Source organism: Brasilonema sp. UFV-L1 (assembly GCF_012912105.1).
Lineage (GTDB): Bacteria > Cyanobacteriota > Cyanobacteriia > Cyanobacteriales > Nostocaceae > Brasilonema.
This window is the reverse complement of record NZ_QMEA01000039.1, coordinates 1-20561: the sequence shown is the minus strand read 5'-3', so window position 1 is coordinate 20561 and position 20561 is coordinate 1. Positions and strand designations below refer to the sequence as shown.

The following is a 20561-nucleotide window of genomic DNA, read 5'->3' as shown; positions in this document are numbered from 1 at the left end:
CAAACTTGAAATGGCGATAAACTGCTTACGCTAAATTTTGCAAAAATGTTGCTATTGGAATTGCCACCAATGGAAAACTCGCAATCAGTTTGCGATCGGCTGTAATCAGAGGCACTCCCAACTGCTGTGCTAAGACGACATATTCACAGTCATAAGCAGAACAACCTGATTCAAAAGTTAACTGTAAAACTGCTATCGCATCAATTGCATACTCACCCTGCTGCATCAAGGTTTCTGCTTCCTGATAAATCTGAATGGCATCCTCTAAAGATAGGTATCCTTGACGCAGATACAACGCCAGAACGTTACGGAATTCTGATCGCCAAAGATAGGGAGCTACCCATTCTGGATCTTGTTCATAAACTGCTTCTGCTTGTTGTGTTTGTTCACCCTGCAAAAAGAAGTAGGCGATGACATTCGTATCTACAACAATCACAACCTTCCCTCGTTTTTCACCTCAAGCAACTCTGTTTGTGTTAACAAATGATTGACTGTTTTCTGGCGAAGAGCACGAACTCTTTCCAAAACTTCAGTTTTCTTGAGTTTTGGAGTTGCTACGGCTTGTTCTAGACAAACTAGAATTTCGCTATTTAGACTACGACGATTCTGAGCGGCGTTTTGCTTCAGTTTGTCGTAAAGCGTTTCTGGAATATTTTTAAGGGTTAACGTGACCATAGACATCAGGTATGACAATGGAACTATTATGGTTTCATTATGGTTCCAGAATAACTCAAAAAGTAAATGTCAAGCATAAGTAAAAGGATTATAAAATTCCACTCCGATGTTTTGAATATCCTTAACATTGCGGGTAATCAAAGTCAAATCGTGAACCTTGGCAGTAGCAGCCAGTAAGCCATCCACACCAGAAACCGGATTAGGAACATTGATTCTTCCCCACTCCAGGGTAATTGCCTGAGTAATTGGAAGGATACGGTTCTCGTAGCCAGTCACAATTTTTTTTAACCAAATATCTAAATTTGTAGCGGCTTTTTGGTCGCGTCGCCGAATTCTCTCGATTCCGCTTTCAATCTCGCCAATCACCAAGACGCTGAGAAAAATATCTTGTTCGTCAACGAGCTCAAACCACCCCGCTACCCCCGGATGGCAACGCTTACCTTTGCGTAATTCGGACAGAATATTCGTATCGAACAAGTAGCCCTTCACAAATCTACCTTACGACCGCGATCTTCTATCCGGTCAAAGTCAGTATCCTCGCCAACATCCGGCATCGACTGCAAGAGTTGTTTCAGAGACTCTTGAGAAGAACGCTCAAGCAAAACTGCTTCCAGAATCGCCCGATGTTCAGCTTCGGTAGAACGACCATTTTGAGCAGCTCTAAGCTTCAATCGGCGAACCACCTCCTCATCTAAGTTACGAACGATGAGCTGTGCCATAGCTTTTTTTTCATGCTTGTGCTAGAGAATCTTACTTAATGATAGCATTGATATCAAAGTTTGATTTTCTATACTTTTTGTTGTGAAACGTTTCCACCAACTGTCAACAGTTAAGCTAGATTTATCAATGGCATTGAAGAGGTATTCTTACTATGCTAGCCAGTGCAACCACATATGAAATTACCTGGCAAAAGTTACCAGATGATTTTGTTTTAGATGACGAACCAGTGGATAACATTAATCAACCACTACTAGCAGCGGCTTTAACAGAAAGCTTAGAACTTGCTGGAAGATTACCCGCCAACGCCTTAACTGTAACGAACTACGGCATCTGTGCCACTTTAAATCACAAAATTATCGTGAAAGCACCTGATTGGGGATTTATACCTTCTATTAAAGTGCCACGAGAAGAAGTCAAGCGGAGTTACACCCCACAACTCCAGGGCGATTTTCCAGTCATCGTAATGGAATTTCTTTCGGATACTGAAGGTGGAGAATACTCTAGTAAACCAACTTATCCACCTGGTAAATGGTTCTATTACGAACAAGTTTTAAAAGTTCCTAACTACGGCATTTTTGAACCAGAAACGGGAGTGTTAGAAGTGTATCAGCTAGATAATTCTGGGCAGTATCAACTTGAGACACCAGATGAAAATAACCGTTACTGGATTGCTCAAATGAACTTATTTTTGGGAATATGGCAGGGAAGCCGAGAAAATCGCACTGGTTATTGGTTGCGTTGGTGGGATGAAACAGGAGAACTCTTGCTATGGGGTTTGGAGTTAGCAGCTAAGGAACGACAGCGAGCAGAAAGATTGGCAGCTCAACTGCGTGCTTTGGGAGTAGAACCAGAAGTTTGAGAGAGCTTTTAGTCATTCATTCGTGAACTCAGCATTACCTTTGCCAACTCACAATGATTTGTTAATAACTCGCTGATTTAGAGAGAACCAAAAAATAAATTATTCGATAGTAGGGTGCGTTATGGCGTCCCGCTATAGCGCACCACTCTACAGGTTGATACTTTTTTAATTGGAAGTCCCTTAAGCAGACTTTGGATGTATCAGGATGACTTGTGCTGCTACCTTGCAAACTCAGAAGCTATGATTGGGAAAAGGCTTAGTCATCAAAAACTTTATGACTCTCAATTTATCAAATACAACATTGTCTCAATCTGCAAATCTGAAGCTACATATTTTGATAGAACACAGCAGTGAGGAAATGATGATTGCTTCTGTTTTAGAACTTCCCAACTGTTTTGTTGAAGCCCCTAACCAGGAGCAAGCTCTAGAAGATATAAAAAAACTGTTGCATTCTCGATTAGGATATACGAAGCGGAGCACGTTGTGAAGCAATCGCAAGATGTGGGATTGCTACCCTGCGGGAAGCCCCCTTCGGGGTCTACGCTCCACCCTCGAGGTATGCGCAAAGCGCACGCCAAAGGCTAACGCCAGTCGCCAAGTGAGGGAAACCCTCCTGCAGCGCTGGTCTCACTACGTTGTGCTCGCAATGACAATTCATAACCTGGGTTTAATATAACTTACACATTTGGGATGCTGCCCTTTAGGATTGCTAGCAAGGTAATCTTTGAGCGACTGACAACTTCGCTCAAGCAGTTTATCTAGATTATTGAATCCCTCCAACTTCCACAACCGTACTGTGCCATCTTGTCCGGCTGTTACAAGACTTTGCCCATCAGGAGTAAACTTTACACTCCAGATATCATACTGGTGAGTATAAAACTGTGTTAATTGCTGACCAAAAAGATTCCACACCCTGACTATACTATCTTCCCCCGCGCTGGCTATGCTTTTTCCATCAGGGCTAAAATTCACGCTATAAACGTAACCTTGATGTCCCTTCAAAACCAAATGCTGCTTTGAGGAAAGGTTCCACAGTCTGACAGTGCCATCGGCTCCAGCTGTTGCTAGTTGTTCCCCATTAGGGCTGAATCTGACACGAAAAATATCTCCGTGATGGCCTTCAAGTGAGACGAGTTGCTTTCTAGAAGCAATGTTCCACAGTCTGACAGTGCCATCGGCTCCAGCTGTTGCTAGTTGTTCCCCATTAGGGCTGAATCTGACACGATTAACTCTTCCTCCTATATGTCCTTGCAGTAAAGCTAGCTCCTTCCCTGTAAGATTCCACAGTCGAGTACCATCTTGGCTAGCAGTAGCAATTAGCAGCCCATTTGGACTAAAATCAACATCTCCACCTCCGTTCTGATACCCTTTCAATGAAGCAATCGGTTGCTGGGAAGAGAGATTCCACAAGCGGACTGTGCCATCTCGTGAGGTGCTGGCTAAATACTCACCATTTGGACTAAAGTCTACTCTCTCAACGTGCCATGTGTGCCCGTTTAATACAGCCAGTTGCTTGCCTGATAGATAGTCCCAAAGCCGAACTGTGTTGTCCTGTCCTGCTGTGGCAATTCGCTTTCCATCAGGGCTAAAAGTTGCATCTCTGATACCCCACTCACTTTTCAGTAAAATTTTTTGCCTTTCTGACGGTTTCCAAATTCGGGCTATATCACTTGCGGATAATATTAGAATACGCTTTCCATCAGGGCTAAGCCTTGCTTGCTTAACACCAATTATCGAATTGAACTTTGTAAATAAACGGATTTGAGGTTTTGATAAATCCCAAATTTGCACAGATTTCCCTCCTGCCGTCATCAAACGCTGTCCATCTGGACTAAAACTGATGCTACTGATCCAGATCCCGTTGCCGACATCAAATTCCTCTAGCTGCTTCCCTGAAAGATTCCAAATTCGTGCTACACCATCTCCGTCTGAAGCAGCTATGCGTTGTCCATCAGGGCTAAAAGCTGCACTTCCGGATGATTTTTCCACCAATGTAATTGATTGCTGTGTAGAGAGATCCCAAAGTAGGATTTTATCTTCTCCTGTCGTAACCAAGTGTTGCCCATCAGGGCTAAAATTTACGCTGTAAACAGCCTGTTGATTACCATTCAACTGAGCTAGCTGTTTTCCTGACCAGTCCCACAGCCGAATTTTACTATCATGTCCTCCTGTGGCTAGGATATTCTTAACTGAGCTAAAACTCACACTGCTAATTTGGGGAACCTGCCATTTAGCTAGTTGCTTTCCAGAAATATTCCAGAGTTGTACAGTATTGTTTTTCGTAGTTGTTGCAAGGTGCTGTCCATCTGGAGCAAATTGCAAAACATCAATCTCACCTTGGTGGGCTTGCCACTGAGTTTGTAGTTCTCCGGACTGATTCCATATTTTAACTATACCGTCTGCTCCTGCTGTAGCTATCAGTTGCCCATTAGGACTGAAACTTGTGGTGTTGACTACTCTTTGGTGACCAGATAGCCGATTCTGTTCTTTAGGATTATCTAGAATCGTTTGTAGAGCAACCAGAACAGAGTTTGGGTAGGTTGCCAAAGTTCCCTCTTTCAGCAATTTCTGTAACTTTTGTCCGCTGTCAATTGCTAACAGCAGAGCCTCTATACCTTCACCAGACTCAAACTGTTGTAAAGCTTTAATTCCAGCTTGCTCTAGTTGCACGGCTTGAAGGTCTCTTTGGGCTTGCTTGAAGGTTTTTTGGGCTTCTTTAGCTTTAGCTTCTGCTGCATTGCGTCTTTCTTCTGCATTTTCTGCTTGTTTAGATATTCGCTGGTTTTCTGCTGATATTTGCTGATTTTGTAAGCGAGTTTTGTTAGTTTCTTGTTTCGCTTTTTTGAAATCTGCCTTGGCAGTTGCTACTTCTTTCAATATGTGTTGATTTTCTGAGCGAATTTTGTTAGTTTCTTGTTTCGCTTTTTTTAAAACTGCCTTAGCCATTTCTACTCCTGTTGATGCCAAATCTTTTTCTTTGATAATCTTATTAATTTGTGCCTCGGTATTTTTTTGTTTTTCTTTAGCAGCGTTTGCTTGTTGAGTACTCCATTGAGCAAATATTCCCGATGCAACTGCGCCTGCCAAAGTCACCCCTAATACCACAAAGCCAATACGAATCCGTCGATTTGCTTTGCGATTTGCTCTTTCCAAAACTTGCTTTGCCCGTTCTTCTGCTTGCAGTCTTTTTTGAACGTCTCGCTTATCTAACTCCTGACTAGCAGCTAAGAACTGATAATCCAAATCGCTCAAACTTTTACCTACTGACCATTCCTGAGCATCCTGTAAAGCCTGTCCTCGCAGCAAGCGCGACTCATCCTGACGGTCGGAGTTTACCCAAGCATCCAGTGTATCAGCATAGGGACGCAATTTTGCCAGTTGCTTATCACACCATTCCTGGTTAAACACCTCCGCATAAATAAGGTTATAAATTCGTAACTTGCTATCACGCTTCACCACCAATCCTGTCAGCCTTAGTTCTGTTTGTTCTGGGCTGTCATCGGCTGCTATCTCTCCCTGTTGCAAAATTTGCTGACACAACCCTAGTAGTCTTCCAGTACGTTGATCACCACTGCATAAGATGCGATCGCGTATCGTTTTTAGATGTTCTGGTTCGTCCTGCGCTTCCCAGTTCTCAATAACTCGTTCTTGCACCAGACGTTCTACCCAAGCTACTTCCTCTCCTATGCGAATGTTAGCAGCACCTGCACTCAGCACTAACTTACAAACTTTTTGCGTCAAAAACGGCTGTCCTCCAGTCCAGTCCAGCACTGTTTGCATCAAAACTTGGGGATTTCCCACCGCCGCTAGTCCTCGTGCTAGCGGTTGCGCCTCTTGTACTTGGAAGCCGCTCAAGTTAATTGCACAACCGATATTAAATGGTGTCCGCCTTTTGTCTTGAATCAGGTCTGATGGCGTAGACACTCCAATCAAGGCAAAGGTTAAGCGGTTATAAGCAGGTTTATCTGCCCGACGATTGTAGCACTCCCGGATGACTGCAAAAAAGTCATCAAGATTGAACTGGAGACTAAGAATGCTGTCAATTTCATCAATGAATATAACTATTCTCTCAGTAATGTCTTGGATTAAAACTGTTTCAATAAACTTGCTTAATCGCTGAACTGGAGAAAGCAAACTGTTATCTGACCACCAAATTTCTAAATCAAATATGGTGTAAAGATTCAAACTTCCTACGAGACTATCAATCATCCCGGCATACCATTGCTCTGGGGTAATATCTGCGGTGCCAATAGCAGTAATATCAATAGCAGCACAGGCGACTCCCTCTGATTGCAACTGTTGCATCACCTGCACCCGCAAGCTCGATTTCCCCATCTGCCGGGAGTTGAGGACGTAACAGAACTCTCCTTTCTTCAAGTTCTTGTAGAGGTCTTCATCAGCTTGTCGCCTGACGTAGGTGGGAGCATAAACTGGTAAACTGCCACCGACTTGATATTCGTAGGCTGAGTCAGGTGCAGTGTTCATCAGCTAACCTCTAGGCGATCGCGAAAGTACTGACGATACAAATCACACAAAGGCATCACCTTATTGCCCTGAAACTTGATGATTCCCATACTCCGGAGCTTAAACGCCTCCACAGAACCAACATCCACTGGTGTATCTGATGTCATAACTAGTTGAACCGCAGCCAGCAACTCTGCATCCTCTTCTAAATTTCGCAGGTGGCGGCGTAGGTGGTCACATAATGGTCCTTCCTCTGTAGGCGCGACTTGCTTTAACTTTTGTAAAGTCATCCTACCACGAGCAATTTGATACAAAGCCACCCGCACCAAGTAAGGATGTCCATCCACAAGCATCATCAGTTGTTCTAGTTGTTCTTGAGTCCACTGAAGTCCGTGACGCTGTACCAGTTCTTGCACTTGTGCCTGATTCAAGTCTGGCAACTCAACTGGTAAGCCAACGTTGAAGGGGGACTGATTAATGTTGAGCGGGATGTAAACTTCTTTGGAATGAACAATCACCAGCCTCAGCTTTTTCCAGATTGGCTCATTTTTTGCTCGCTCATGCCATGCTCGCAGCAGCCCAAAAAAATCAGCAGCAATTTGGGGATGCTTGAAGACTTCATCGACTTCATCCAATCCCAAAGCAATTGGACTGTTAATCTCGGATAACAAATACCGCTGAAAGTAATTTGTACATTTGTTCTTGCTACCCAGAATACCACCTTTCCAATAGTCGCTTAACTTATCTGGTAGATTGAGTTCGTAGGTAGTGCTGGCACAAAACCACTGCAAGAACTGCTCCAAGCTGTTGAGAAATTCTGCATCTGCTGACTGGAAGTTCAACGATGCTGCTTGATAACCATGCCCAGTCGCATGGTGCAAAATCCGCGTCATTAATGAAGTTTTGCCCATTTGCCGAGGAGCTTTGACCCGAATCAGAGCACCAGGTTTGAGAATCGTTTCGTAACAATCTGCTTCAATTGGTGGACGTTCAATATAAAATGCAGAATCTAGCGGTACTTGACCTTCTGGATCTTCTGGGACAACTACTGAAACGGTTTGTGTCTTTACTATCTCGTTTGGTTTTAGCTCTTGGTAAAAAATCTCTTTGTTTATTATTGATGAATCTTTTGTTGTCTTCCTGCTTTTTAGCACTGGAGTTGAAAACTCTGGAATACCCTCTAAATCAATAGCACTACAACCAAATTCATAAGCATCTTCATAGGATCTACCAGCGCCCAACGCGTCGTAAAATCCGACTGCAAACTCTATAGCAGCCCTATCCCCAATCGCCTGATTCATACCAACTACGCAGTTAACATGTTGGTAAATTGCCTCAGCTTGCGCTTCTGAATAGCAGGCATTTAATAAGACACACTCAACTTTGTCCTTAAATAACTTAAATAGCTTTGCCAGTGACTCTGTACTCACCAGTTGCGTGTTTCCCGCATTATTTTCCAACGCTAAGCCCTGATTTCCTGCCCCATGTCCAGAAAAGTGAACAATTTCAGGCTCGAAATCCAAAAGCGCACGGCGCAAATCGTCAGGACGCAACGCCCATCTAGAGATGACTTCAAACTTCTCCCGATTTTTAGCGCGTTCCAGCCCAGCCTGAATTTCCCGCACTTCTTCATCCAGACGTAGCTTGTCTGTATTCTGGGGATTGGCTGACAAAATCAGGATTTTTTTCACGGCTTGATTAACTCTTGAACACGGGCTTTTTTGTGAAACACATTTAACTACATCATATTTTTAATAAATTACTGACAGCAAATCTTTGAAACAGGAAATTTTTAACAGTTATTCAGTATCATTTTGTATCCGTAAGCAGTCAACGAGTTCATGCAGTTTTCTTCACACCTGCTAAAGTAAATTTGATTGCTGCCTCAGTATGCTTTTCTACCATCTCTGGACTGAGGCGATTAATCTCAGGAGTCAGGTGTTTCCAGTTTTCATGGACAGTAAAATAGAAAATACAAACGCTGAGAATATGCGTCAGCGTTAAAAATGGATCGAGTGGACGAAAACACCCCTGTGCCATACCTCGCTCAAGAACTTTGAGAAGGTGTTCGTGTAGACTTGACACATTGGCTTGCTTGAAATACAAGCCTTGATTTTGACTCGCTTCTTGAAACCACAGCATCTGACGATGGGGATTGGTCGCTTCGTAGGCGATCGCAGTCCGAATGATATACTCAAGTGCGTCTTCGGGCGGCAAATGGTCGAGATTGAGTTGACTAACCATTGCCTGAACTTCATCAACTGGGCGCTGCAACACCGCTTTGTATAAGCCCTCTTTATTCTCGAAGTAGTAATGAATTGTGGCAGTTGTAATGCAGGCACGAGTTGCGATCGCACTCAACCGGGCACCTTTTAAACCGTGCCTAGCAAACTCTACTTCTGCAGCATCAAGAATCTGCTGCTGCGTCACATCCGCATCTCGAATTTGACGAACTGATTTGGTAACTCGCTTAGTCAAGACTTTTCAAACCACAGCATGACAATCTCTCGTTTGCTTTTTCATAGTATCAACAGATATCTTATTTCGTTGAGTTTAAGCTTGACTACAAAATCACTCATCATTTAACTTATTAATTAATTAGTAAGTTTGAAGAAGTATTTATGATTATGCTCCAAGGTACACCGTGGCTGTTGGCACATCGTTCGATGCTCAAGCCCAATCAACCTGTGAAGGTTTCACTCTACGGCAATGACTACGTTCTCTGGCAAGACAGCACAGGTAAAATTAGTTGCTTGCCAAATGCCTGCCCTCATATGGGTGCCATGCTTTCGGAAGGATGGTGTGTAAGCAAGCCAGATGGCAGTAGTGTGGTGGTTTGCCCGTTTCATGCGTTGGAATTTGATGGATCTGGCTGTACAGTTTTACCAGGTTCTAACAAGCCAACAAAATCTTTGATAGAACCATTGGAGTTAGTGATTCAAGGCGACTTTATTTGGTCCTACGGTGGATATGAGGCGAAGATTCCTATCCCAACAATTATGAATGAGATTGCAGCAGAGTATGAGTTTATTGGATTCACAGGCGATTGCAGCATCAAAACTGATTTCCTCAGCCTTCTGCTAAATATGCACGACTACAACCACCAAAATGGAACCCATCGTGAGTTATTTGAAATTGAACAAGTGCAGTTGAAGCAGTTCATCGATGAAGGATTTCACTCCCACGCCTACATTGATCAGTTCAGGAAGCAACCGACACTTCGCGACATTCTAAAAAATCCCGCTCTTATAGTCATGCCAAAAGTACTTCAAGCTCATTTAGAAAACTTTTTCCCATGCATGGCGGTGATGCATGGTGAGAATGCAATCCTCAGTCTTAAAGAGTGTCATTTTTATATTCCAGAATCACCAAATCGCTCCCGCGTCTTCGTTTTGATGTTCATAAAAGCACATATTCCCATTGCTCATTTGATTAAACGAAATCTGCTGCGACTGATAGATATTGTTGTGGAGCAAGACGCTGACATTTTAAGCAAAGTTTATGCGAACACCCCTCAACATATCAAGCTTAATAATGAAGTTGGTATGGATTGGGTGCGGCGAAATTTTGAGAGTTTTCCAATAGTTGTTGAACCGAATTTCTCTCGGTAAAAAATGGCAATTGTAGCGCAGAATTATTTGTGTATCATGCAGAAAGCTGCTTTGCGTCTACATCAGTAGTTCCTTATTTCTTAATTTATTGCATTCAAGTGCAACCTATTATAGCAATTCTAAATCATTCGTATACACGAAGATTTCCGACTTCTCTAAAAAGTGGGAAATCTGAATGACATAGATTTTTACAAACTAAATAAGATTACTATATATCTATTTTGAGATAGTGTTTGAGTACTCGGTACTTAGCACTATTTTTGTAAGGTTCAAAAATGCTTCATCAAACATACACAGCTGATGTCTTAGTTGTCGGCGGAGGAACAGGAGGAACCGCTGCTGCGATTCAAGCGGCGCGACGGGGAGCAAAAACTATCCTTGTGAGTGAATTTCCTTGGTTAGGAGGAATGCTGACTTCCGCCGGAGTGTCTGCACCGGATGGAAATGAACTAGAAGCTTTTCAGACAGGATTATGGGGTGCATTTTTACGAGAATTGCAGCACAGACAACCGGGAGGATTAGACAATTGCTGGGTTAGCTTTTTTAGTTACGATCCGCGTATTGGGGCAAAGATTTTTGCAGATTGGGTTCAGGAATTGCCTAATTTGCTTTGGATAACAGGACAAGTGCCATTAGAGGTTTTCCAAGAGGGAAATTGTGTTTGTGGCGTCCGATTTGCAGATTTGACTGTCAAAGCCAAGATCACTCTGGACGCGACGGAACTAGGAGATGTCTTAGCTTTGGCTGATATACCTTACCGTTGGGGCTGGGAATTACATTCTGAGTGGAGAGAGCAAAGTGCCCCAGCAAATTTTAATCATCTCACACAAAGATATCCAGTGCAAGCCCCCACTTGGGTGGTGATCATGCAAGACTTTGGTGAGGCAGTTGCACCAGAAATTCCAAATGCACCTAACAACAACTCATCACAGTTTGTTGGCGCTTGGGATAGCTGCGGTGCGGAACAGTTTTTAAATTACGGACGCTTGCCTGGTGGTCTATTTATGATTAACTGGCCGATTCGTGGCAATGACTACGGTAATGGTGTAGGACGATTAATAGAAACAGAAGAAACTAAGCGTGAGTTTCTCCAAGAATCCCTTTGGCACAGTCAAAACTTTGCTTGTTTTATTCAAAATCAGCTTGGTCGTCGCTACGGTTTAGCTCACAATATCTTTCCTAACTCCTCGTTTGCCCTTCACCCCTATTACCGAGAAAGCCGCCGCGTAGTTGGACTAACGACTGTGCGAGAACAAGATATTTTGCCTATAGCTGGAGGTCAGGTTGCACCTTTAAATACAGATACAATAGCGATCGCAAACTATCCCAACGACCATCATTATCCAGGTGTTGAGTTCCAGGTACAACCCAAATCAATGCGCTGGGGAGGACGGAAGACGGGAACTCCTTTCACAATTCCCTATGGTTGTCTAATTCCCATAGCAACGGATGGTTTACTAGTATGCGAGAAGAACATTTCTGTCTCTCATATCGCTAATGGAGCAACCAGATTGCAGCCTGTGGTGATGGGTATTGGTCAAGCTGCAGGAATGGCTGCTGCTTTGTGTGTCCAGTTGAATGTTAGTCCCCGAAATCTGCCAGTTAAAGTTCTACAAAAAGCTTTGTTGCAGGATCAATATGCACCTGCAGCAATGATTCCATTATTGAATTTGCTACCAAAAGATCCGGATTGGTTACATTGGCAACTGCACTATTTAGAAGATCCAGAATTCTATCCAGTTAATGGAAACTGCCCTTTTTTATCGCCTCGTCAATATTATGACGTTGATCGCGATAACACTGTAACCATACAGGACACTTGTTGTTTCCAGGGCATCTTTCACCATATATCTGAGCAAGATTACAAATTTACTATCACTGCGCCAAGTATACATAGGGGGCATACTTGGCAGATAGTAACTTTGCGATCCCACATCAATGAGGCGTTGCAAACTTTTTGTGATCAGCAACTGCTTACGATTTGGGGTCGAATAAATCGTGCGCTTAATTGGTTGATAGTTGAAAACATCAGCAGATCCAAAAAAAAATAACAGTAAAAAAAAATACTATTTAAGGAATTTTCCGGATGCAGTAAATAAAACTCAGTAGTAGTGAAATGAAGAGTTCCAAAATAGACATTTATTATGCGTGCTGCCATTTCACTTTTCATCACAGGATTGTTGTTTAGCTCCTTAGCAGTGATTAACAACCAAGCACCTGACATACAGGTATCTAACTCTGAGTCACAAGAGTTGATGGCGGCAATTGGCAATACCAAAAGACCTCGCAAAGACTGGAGGGGTAGTGGTCGCAAACAATTGGTGCAACAAATCAAGAGCACACATCCTCTTGTTTAATGACAGTCAGTCAATGCTATTTGTTGGGGTGACAATTGTTTTGTAGAAAGGAAATCAAAGTACTCTCAACCAGGGTGTTTTCCAAAAAAAATGTTACACACCCTTCTAGTGTAGATATTGGGGAAAAAATACAGTCAATCTAAGCAATTATTCTTAATTGCTGTCCGTAAGTATCTGTATACCTAGTCACCGTACTTAGTTTGGCATAAAAATGCCATACAGATTATGCTTTTTCATTTCATTAAGACTACAGGTGGGCTCGCTCCAGGGGCTGGGAGCACCAGATGTGGACTTTAAGGTTTTTGCACAGATGCTCCTTTGTCATCACTCCTGAATTGGGCTTGATTATGAAACAACTCTTCGGGTTGGTTTTACTAAAAAAATAGAGTGGACATTGCCCACTCTACATACATCATATATAGAACAAATGTTCTATGATATTCTTTTCTGACGCTGATCTCGCGTCCCTTGTAAACCATTGAGAAACATCGGCACAAACTTTTCCATCAATGCCTGTGGATCTCGCTTCCAAATTCGTTGAACAACATTAATGCGAGTCATTTGCAAATCTGGTGCCAACAGAGTCTGCGGTAAGCGTTCCATCAGGTATTGAGGACGTTGCCATACAGGCAGTGTGTTTGCGACTTCCAATAGGTTGGCGACTCTACGCAGTTCTGCACCCAAAGTAATATCCATCCCAGCTTCAAAGGCTGCTTGTTCAATAGCAGCATATTTGAGCTTAGCTTGCTCAACCTTTTGACGATGTTCTGGGCTTTTATCTGCTAATTGTGCTAACCAACGGTTACCCCAGCGAACGTGTCCTGCTTCCTCTGGAAGAATTTTCTCAATCGTTTCGCGGATTTTGATGTTTTCTTCGGTTTGTGGCGCTTGCTTGAGAGTGTAAATATGTGCCGAGAAGTACTCACAACCGCGTTTTTCAGTTACGTTAATTGCAGCAAGGGTTGAAATCAAAAAATCCTCAAGGTCTTTGCTTGGATCTTTTTGTTCACGGTCTATTAGCCTTTCAAACTCATCAATGTAGGAAGAACCTGGAGGGGTTCCTACATTTGCTCCTAGTTCCACTAACAAATCAGTTAGCCACATGGCATGACGGGCTTCATCTGAAATATGGTGAGATAAATCCCGTACCAGTTGAGGTGGCTGTCCATTGAGTCGTTCAATAATTTCAGTCAAGTCTTTGCAACTGCGTTGTTCGCTGTAGCGATAGCGGTTGAGAGTGACCAGATGTGCTTCTTGATCGCCAACAATTCGTGTCAAGATTTCCCTTGCACCGATTGCGTTTTGAAATTTCCGTGGGTAAGCAACAGCCATAACTTTTTGTGAGAGTTATGTAAACTAATATTAATCTTACATAAGTTATCTGTAACCGGAGTAACTTTTCTTCACATCAAGCAAGCTTTGCAGAAAAGTCTGATAAATCAGTTTGATTCAGGCATCAATGCGGTTCGGATAAGCACTTCTCAATTGACCGAAAAAGAAAAGGATACAAGCCCCCAACTTATGGTATGGAGAATGTAAAAAATGTTTTCAAAAGACGCATAGCGCGTTAGCGGAGCGGCACGAAGTGCGGAAAACGGCGTCCTTGTTTCAAGCCCCTAAATTTATTTTGGTGGTTCTTAATTTTGAATGAGCGAATGAGCGAATTTGAGCGTTTGCGTAGCGCCCCTCTTAGGGGCTAGCGAGTGACCAATTTGTCCCCATTTTTTCCGTGTTAGACTCGGTGACGCGAGGAGCGGTATTGCTCAACTTGGGGAGGATAGTGCTGTGGTTCACCAGTCCGGTCTTCGGGTTCCCGACTGGTGAATCGATCCTTCTTGCTTCTGGTTGCTACATATTAATTTTTCTCAAAATCTATTTTTCTGTAAATTTGGATACAGATTTTTGCTAGACTATAAGAAAGCAAAGTTAGCCAATCATAACATTGCTGAAACTACTAGGGAGGACTTTGGTATGTCTACTCAAGAAAAAGCTCGTGCTTTGATGATGCGTCACTATCAGCTCATTAAGAATCGTCAACAATCAATGCTGGGGCGTGCTGGTGAGGAATTAGGTCTTCCTGGAGAAGTCTCTCACTACTGGAACCCGATACAAGGAAAAATTGATCCGACCACTCGCATAACTTATGATCGCAGCAGTGCGACTATGAGCTAGAGCATCGGTACAGTCATCCCACGTCATCCTGAATGTGCTAACAATTCATTCCACGGCCAAAAATCGTGGTGCAAGCCATAGACATAGGCTTTCTTGCTTAATAGTTGTAAAAAAGCCACCCGTTCTGTGAGGGTGGCTTAACTTATGTTTTTACCTGTTCAAACGGCACTAACAGACGATTCACTCCTCAATACGGTTCGGATAAGCACTCGAACAGAAACGCGGTAACTTTCAAAGAAACCGGGTTTCTAAGCACACGACCTACCCTTAACTGAACCGTATTGGTTCACTCCTGTGAATCTTGGTCAGGAAACCTGCCTTACGACTGTCCTCAATTAAACATCGTAATAAAGAGCAAATTCGTAGGGATGAGGACGTAACCGCATGGGGTTGACTTCATTATCCAGCTTGTAGGAAATCCAAGTTTCAATCAAATCCTCAGTGAACACACCTGATTCTGTTAAGAAAGCGTGGTCTTTCTCCAGCGCTTCTAATGCCAGTTCCAGAGAACCTGGAGTTGAAGGAACTTTCGCGAGTTCTTCTGGAGAGAGTTCGTAAATATTCTTATCCAGAGGTTCACCTGGGTCGATCTTGTTCTTAATCCCATCTATTCCAGCACACAGCATAGCAGCAAATGCCAGGTAGGGGTTAGAAGTCGCATCAGGACAGCGGAACTCTAAACGCTTAGCTTTGGGGTTAGTACCAGACAAAGGAATGCGGATAGAAGCAGAACGGTTACCTTGGGAGTAAGCCAAGTTTACAGGTGCTTCATACCCAGGTACCAAGCGCTTGTAAGAGTTGGTGGTAGGGTTAGTAATTGCCAGCAGTGCTGGTGCATGCTTGAGGATACCGCCAATGTAGTGCAACGCCATTTCACTCAAGCCAGCGTATTTATCTCCAGCAAACAGGGGTTGACCATCTTTCCAAATGGACTGGTGGGTATGCATTCCAGAACCGTTATCGCCAAAAATTGGCTTAGGCATGAAGGTGACAGTCTTGCCATACTTCTTGGCTACGTTCTTGATGACATATTTGTAAGTCAACAGCCAGTCGGCGGCTTCAATTAACTTACCAAAGCGGAAGCCCAATTCACACTGTCCACCTGTGGCGACTTCGTGGTGCTGCTTTTCAATTGGTACTCCGCACTTTGCCATTGTCAGCAACATTTCTGTACGAATATCTTGGAAAGTATCCGTAGGGGGAACTGGGAAGTAGCCTTGTTTGTAAGGAGGTTTGTAACCCAGGTTCGGACCTTCTTGTCTGCCAGAATTCCAACGACCCTCAACTGAGTCTACGTAGTAGTAGCCCTGCTGCGCTGTTTGGTCAAAGCGGACATCATCAAAAATGAAGAATTCAGCTTCCGGACCAAAGAACGCTGTATCACCAAGACCAGTGGAGACTAAGTAATCTATTGCTTTTTGGGCAATAACACGGGGACAACGGCTGTACCACTCGTCTGTCCGTGGTTCCTTGATGCTACAAATGATCGAGAGAGTTGGTTCTTGCATGAAAGGGTCGATCCAGGCAGTGTTTGGATCGAGTACCATCGCCATGTCTGATTCATTGATGGCTTTCCAACCCCGGATACTAGAACCGTCGAAAGGTACGCCGTCTGTAAAGGAACTCTCATCGATTTGGTTGTGGAAAACCGTGAGGTGCTGCCAGATTCCTGGCATATCGATGAATTTCAGATCAATCATCTGAATGTTGTTGTCCTGAATCAACTTCAGAACTTCTTGTGGGGTTGTCATGGTTACTCCTTAATCTGCCGATTTTTTAATAGTAAGACCTGAGCGCTCAATGCATGATGACCTGCTTGTAAATCCAAATCTATGAGACACCTGAAATATCGTAAATATTTAAAATTGGATTATTTTGTATCTTTTGTAACAAAAGATTAGGTCAAAAGGTTATATTTAACCTTTCCTTAACTAGTTTCACAAAAGTAGACAGTTATCTCGTAGGGGTCAACTTTGGCATAGAATCCATAATTAGCGCTATAGATTGTTTTTGTGCTGGGGCTTTTTTTACAAGAGGCACTTTAAGGTTGCAGCTTGCTAAAAGTAGTCAAATTAATATCAAACCATAGAAAGGATTGATTAGGAGAAAAAGAAATGCGGGATGCAGTAACCAGCTTAATTAAGAATTATGACGTTGCAGGCCGGTATTTCGACCGGAATGCCATTGACAGCCTCAAGTCTTACTTTGAAAGCGGTACGGCACGTGTGCAAGCAGCAGCAGCTATCAATTCAAATGCGGCAGCAATTGTCAAGCAGGCTGGTTCTCAACTGTTTGAAGAACTACCAGAGTTGATTCGCCCAGGTGGAAATGCTTACACAACTCGTCGTTATGCAGCTTGTCTGCGCGATATGGACTACTACCTACGTTATGCTACCTATGCTCTCGTTGCTGGGAGTATGGATGTGTTAGATGAACGGGTGCTGCAAGGGCTACGGGAAACTTACAATTCTTTAGGAGTACCCATTGGTCCAACGGTTCGTGGTATCCAGATTATGAAGGATATTGCAAAAGGGCAAGCAGCTGCTGCAGGTTTGACAGATACTTCTTTTATCGATGAGCCATTTGACCACATGAGTGCAGAGTTCAGCGAAAAAGATGTTTAACAGTTATCAGTTGCTCAATAACTGATAACAGATAACTGATAACTGGTTTGAGTTGCTCTGTTGGTTTAAAAAAGCGAGTCTCCTCAAGGAAACTCGCTTTTTTCTGAAGCGCAAAGCTGCTTTTGCATGTATCCGAGTTTAAGCGGCGTGTCGTCCGGCTGTCACTCAACTTCCTTGATCAAATCTTATATCTTGCACCAAGGTCAAAAAGCGCGGGTTTGTTGAGAACGACAACACTTTAACAGTTACCAGTTATCAGTTATCAGTTATCAAGGAAGCGCAGTATCAGTTACCAGTTGTCAGTTGTCAAGCAGATTTTTTGTTTATTGTTTATTGTTTATTGTTTACTGTTCACTGTTCACTGTTCACTGTTGACTGTTTTAAAACCTTAATTTTCCGTTTAGAAACCCGGTTTTTTAGGTCTTGTTGAGAATGATGCATTCCGGTCAGAAATAGGGTAATCGGCGATCGCTAGCCCCTTAGGGGGCCTGCGCTAACGCTTGCCTTACGAGCGCAAAGCGCGAGCGCATGAGCGTTTTGCAGATCGCTAACTCTCAGTTTCTCCGAATAATCCCCCGTGGAGGATGCCTAAACTCTCTTTTTTGAGCTTTATGAGTAAAACTGCTATTCAAAACCTAGACAACTTATGACGTAGGTTTTAATTGACACTTCAACCGGAGCATGGGAGCGGTTATCCGTCGGTGTCTAGGCACGGCGAACGCCATCCGCGCATAGTTTTCAATATTTAAAGCTCTCCCATTTTATGATCTCTGACTTTTGCAAGAGGTCTAATGAAGCGGTGCCGAAGCAAAGTCCGTAGGTAGTTCATATTCAAGTCGAACGATGTGTATCTTGGCATAGATTCTGTTCGATATCAATCATCGGCAATTCAAAATCTGCAAATCTTTGAGCTGGACTAAATTTCATGATAATTTAATATATAAGTTTAAACCTAATTATTTGTGATTAACATAGACTTTTATCAATAGTTTTCATCTATTACACCCTAGCGGATATCGTAGCCACGCAACTGACAAACCGTATCTACTCTATAGGACTTACTTTTGAGCACGAAATACCAAATATGGGGTATGGGTTTGGGGCATTCAAACCTGATTTTTGGATAATCTTGAGCGCGATACGCTTTGCGTCAAGCCTCCGGCTTATCGCCACTCATCTGGTGGTAATTCTCAAAAGTCTGGAACGACCAAATTACGTTCTACATATGATGTCCCTTTTGAGAGCGTGCGTAAGTCCTACTCTAAAAACCTGCGTGGCGGGGTATTTGCATAAACAGACAGTGGAGCAAGCCGATTTGGGGCGTGAACTTCAAATGCAATGAGGTTTGCAGAGGCTCACGTAACTTTTCACTCTCCCCCCCCCATAGCGCAGCAACTTAAAGAGCAACGGAAATCAGAGGAGGTAATATTCCTTTGCGGCCTAAAGCAATTACTTGGGCAATGTAATACCAAGGATCGACTTTTCTCAACCGACAGGTTTCAATCACGCTTAATAGAGAACAATAAGCCAGACTGCCTTCGGAGGTACGTGTACCATAGCTAATCCGTCGTGCAATGACTGCATGTCTTAGAGCACGTTCAGCTTCATTATTGGTAGGTGGCAATCCTGGATGATAGACAAACGCAACTACAGCATCCCAATCCCTTAAAATCTCTTGTGCTAGAGCTTTTAATTTGGGATGTTCTGCGGCGCGACCCAGGAGGCAGACCCGGTAGAGGCGACCGGGGACTGGGTCATCGCTGTTATCCCCGTCGCCAGAGGAGAGGGTTTGTATTAATTCCCTCAACTCTTCTAGAAGCCACTGTCCTAAATCTGAAGCTTCTTTATTTACAACCTGGGTCAGGGCGATCGCTTTGCGAATCAAGTGTGCCAGACAGTGCTGGCGTTTTTCATAACTGCTATAGGCTCCATAACCATCGGTGACTAACCAACCGATAAAAGCGCTACTTATCAGGTGCAGCAATTCTTCTTTTCTGCGACTACCGATATGGTACACCGCAATTGTGTTGGTAATTGCCACCCATAACCAACACAATTTCCCCTTTTCGTACCAGGGTGTTTCATCGATATGGATCACTTCTGCTGCTTGCAATTCACAAAGCAACTGCTTAACTACTGGGGCGCAAGCAATCCCTGCTTCTCGAATGCAGCGGTCTAGAGTGCCAATACTTAGTTCCACACTTACCCACTCAAGTAAGAATTCTTGAATCTTGGGTCGGGACATCCGGTAGCGCACCGCAAGGCTGGCGATGAAGGAGACTAGCATCGGTCCGACTAGTCCGTACTCCTGTAATTGCAAATCTTTGCTCCTTCCCGAAACTACAGACACATACCCAAACCCAGGAAGAGCTTTGGTATGGTGTCCACACTCACAGGTGGCTGAGTAGTAATGATGAAGTTGGCAAATCACCTCAACACCAGATTCCTGTTTTTCTAGTTCCAGGACGTAATACCCCATATAGGGTTTGTTGTCTGATGTTATTGTCAGTTCGGCATTGCAGGCAGCACAATTTTCTGGATAATGAGGAATCGTGATCTTTGGAACTAAGGGCGTTGTCCGCCACATCCCCCTAGCTCCTGGTTGCTTTCCCGGCGTTAAGCGAAGCTCTGCCGAAGGCAATCGCTTCCCAAACCCTTGAGCTATAGACTTCTGTTTTTGCTTTTCCTCAACTTTCTCACTCTCAAGGTCTTCAGTATCAGTTAGATGTTTATGCTGATTGGCTGTCTGTGTCTTTCCACAGTCAAACTCTGCTGCTTCCTTAAGGAAGGGGCTGTCTGATGATGGCGGTCTGGAACTATTGTTTGAATTCTGCTCTAATCGCTCTAATTGTTCGACTGCAAAGGCGTGGAGATTACCTGCTACTTCCACCAACTTCTCCTTGTCCAGAGATTGGAAGTAGTCCCGGCTCATTTGTGATCGGTCATCTTTACTCAGTCGATTCATGAAGTCTCAAGTGCCTGTCAAGCCTTACATTACCATCTTTAGAGCCGGAAATTCTTTACTTACGTGCTAACTGGCTAATTTTCATGCACTAAATGCGGGGGTGTGAAAGGTTAC

At 43.5% G+C, this 20561-nt stretch carries 17 protein-coding genes; 7 read left to right on the top strand and 10 right to left on the bottom strand.

The genetic code is table 11. The features are described 5' to 3' along the window. Window positions 1-25 precede the first annotated feature (25 nt). The 4 genes from DP117_RS13385 to DP117_RS13370 all read right to left on the bottom strand — a co-directional run bounded on the left by DP117_RS13385 (window position 26) and on the right by DP117_RS13370 (window position 1394). Window positions 26-436, bottom strand: a complete 411-nt coding sequence (locus DP117_RS13385) for a type II toxin-antitoxin system VapC family toxin (protein ID WP_169218801.1) — start codon at window positions 434-436, stop codon at window positions 26-28. Next, window positions 433-681 carry an Arc family DNA-binding protein gene (locus tag DP117_RS13380; protein WP_169218800.1) on the bottom strand — a complete coding sequence of 83 codons (249 nt, stop codon included), beginning with the start codon at window positions 679-681 and terminating at the stop codon, window positions 433-435. The genes DP117_RS13385 and DP117_RS13380 overlap by 4 nt, the downstream gene beginning before the upstream one ends. A 63-nt stretch (window positions 682-744) precedes the next feature. Next, a complete protein-coding gene (locus tag DP117_RS13375) occupies window positions 745-1164 on the bottom strand; it encodes a type II toxin-antitoxin system VapC family toxin (protein WP_169218799.1) in 420 nt (139 codons plus the stop codon). Further along, window positions 1161-1394, bottom strand: a complete 234-nt coding sequence (locus DP117_RS13370; protein ID WP_169218798.1) for a DNA-binding protein — start codon at window positions 1392-1394, stop codon at window positions 1161-1163. The genes DP117_RS13375 and DP117_RS13370 overlap by 4 nt, the downstream gene beginning before the upstream one ends. A 152-nt stretch (window positions 1395-1546) precedes the next feature. Between DP117_RS13370 and DP117_RS13365 the strand changes: the two genes are divergently transcribed. Together DP117_RS13365 and DP117_RS13360 are read left to right on the top strand one after the other, a co-directional pair. After that, complete coding sequence (locus tag DP117_RS13365) at window positions 1547-2254, top strand: Uma2 family endonuclease (RefSeq protein WP_169218797.1); 708 nt, start codon at window positions 1547-1549, stop codon at window positions 2252-2254. A gap of 274 nt (window positions 2255-2528) precedes the next feature. Further along, window positions 2529-2741 (top strand): hypothetical protein, encoded by a 213-nt coding sequence (locus tag DP117_RS13360; RefSeq protein WP_169218796.1) that lies wholly within the window; start codon window positions 2529-2531, stop codon window positions 2739-2741. Window positions 2742-2908: 167 nt separating this feature from the next. Here DP117_RS13360 and DP117_RS13355 read toward each other — a convergent pair whose 3' ends face one another. From DP117_RS13355 to DP117_RS13345, 3 genes are all read right to left on the bottom strand, one after another. Further along, on the bottom strand, window positions 2909-6739 hold the full coding sequence (locus DP117_RS13355; RefSeq protein ID WP_169218795.1) for an AAA-like domain-containing protein: 3831 nt from the start codon (window positions 6737-6739) through the stop codon (window positions 2909-2911). Then, window positions 6739-8409 carry an AAA-like domain-containing protein gene (locus DP117_RS13350; protein WP_169218794.1) on the bottom strand — a complete coding sequence of 557 codons (1671 nt, stop codon included), beginning with the start codon at window positions 8407-8409 and terminating at the stop codon, window positions 6739-6741. The genes DP117_RS13355 and DP117_RS13350 overlap by 1 nt, the downstream gene beginning before the upstream one ends. A gap of 148 nt (window positions 8410-8557) precedes the next feature. Further along, window positions 8558-9196 (bottom strand): TetR/AcrR family transcriptional regulator, encoded by a 639-nt coding sequence (locus tag DP117_RS13345; RefSeq protein ID WP_169218793.1) that lies wholly within the window; start codon window positions 9194-9196, stop codon window positions 8558-8560. A gap of 143 nt (window positions 9197-9339) precedes the next feature. Between DP117_RS13345 and DP117_RS13340 the strand changes: the two genes are divergently transcribed. The 3 genes from DP117_RS13340 to DP117_RS13330 all read left to right on the top strand — a co-directional run bounded on the left by DP117_RS13340 (window position 9340) and on the right by DP117_RS13330 (window position 12686). Continuing rightward, window positions 9340-10329, top strand: a complete 990-nt coding sequence (locus tag DP117_RS13340; protein ID WP_169218792.1) for a Rieske 2Fe-2S domain-containing protein — start codon at window positions 9340-9342, stop codon at window positions 10327-10329. A 275-nt stretch (window positions 10330-10604) separates the two neighbouring features. Beyond that, window positions 10605-12380, top strand: a complete 1776-nt coding sequence (locus tag DP117_RS13335; protein WP_169218791.1) for an FAD-dependent oxidoreductase — start codon at window positions 10605-10607, stop codon at window positions 12378-12380. Between the two features lie 93 nt (window positions 12381-12473). After that, window positions 12474-12686: a hypothetical protein gene (locus tag DP117_RS13330; RefSeq protein ID WP_169218790.1), complete on the top strand. Its 213-nt coding sequence runs from the start codon at window positions 12474-12476 to the stop codon at window positions 12684-12686. A gap of 432 nt (window positions 12687-13118) precedes the next feature. Here DP117_RS13330 and DP117_RS13325 read toward each other — a convergent pair whose 3' ends face one another. Further along, complete coding sequence (locus DP117_RS13325; RefSeq protein ID WP_169218789.1) at window positions 13119-14018, bottom strand: ferritin-like domain-containing protein; 900 nt, start codon at window positions 14016-14018, stop codon at window positions 13119-13121. A 639-nt stretch (window positions 14019-14657) separates the two neighbouring features. On the opposite strand from DP117_RS13325, the gene DP117_RS13320 reads away from it, so the two are divergent. Further along, window positions 14658-14858 carry a hypothetical protein gene (locus tag DP117_RS13320; protein ID WP_169218788.1) on the top strand — a complete coding sequence of 67 codons (201 nt, stop codon included), beginning with the start codon at window positions 14658-14660 and terminating at the stop codon, window positions 14856-14858. Window positions 14859-15193: 335 nt separating this feature from the next. Here the strand turns inward: DP117_RS13320 and glnA are convergent, their stop codons facing one another. After that, window positions 15194-16609 carry a type I glutamate--ammonia ligase gene (glnA, locus tag DP117_RS13315; protein WP_169218787.1) on the bottom strand — a complete coding sequence of 472 codons (1416 nt, stop codon included), beginning with the start codon at window positions 16607-16609 and terminating at the stop codon, window positions 15194-15196. A 363-nt stretch (window positions 16610-16972) separates the two neighbouring features. On the opposite strand from glnA, the gene apcB reads away from it, so the two are divergent. Next, entirely contained in the window at window positions 16973-17482 is a 510-nt protein-coding gene (apcB, locus tag DP117_RS13310) for an allophycocyanin subunit beta (RefSeq protein WP_169218786.1), read from the top strand. 1396 nt (window positions 17483-18878) lie between these two features. On the opposite strand, the gene DP117_RS13305 is transcribed toward apcB, so the two are convergent. Then, window positions 18879-20447, bottom strand: a complete 1569-nt coding sequence (locus DP117_RS13305) for an IS66 family transposase (protein ID WP_169218785.1) — start codon at window positions 20445-20447, stop codon at window positions 18879-18881. Window positions 20448-20561 lie beyond the last annotated feature (114 nt).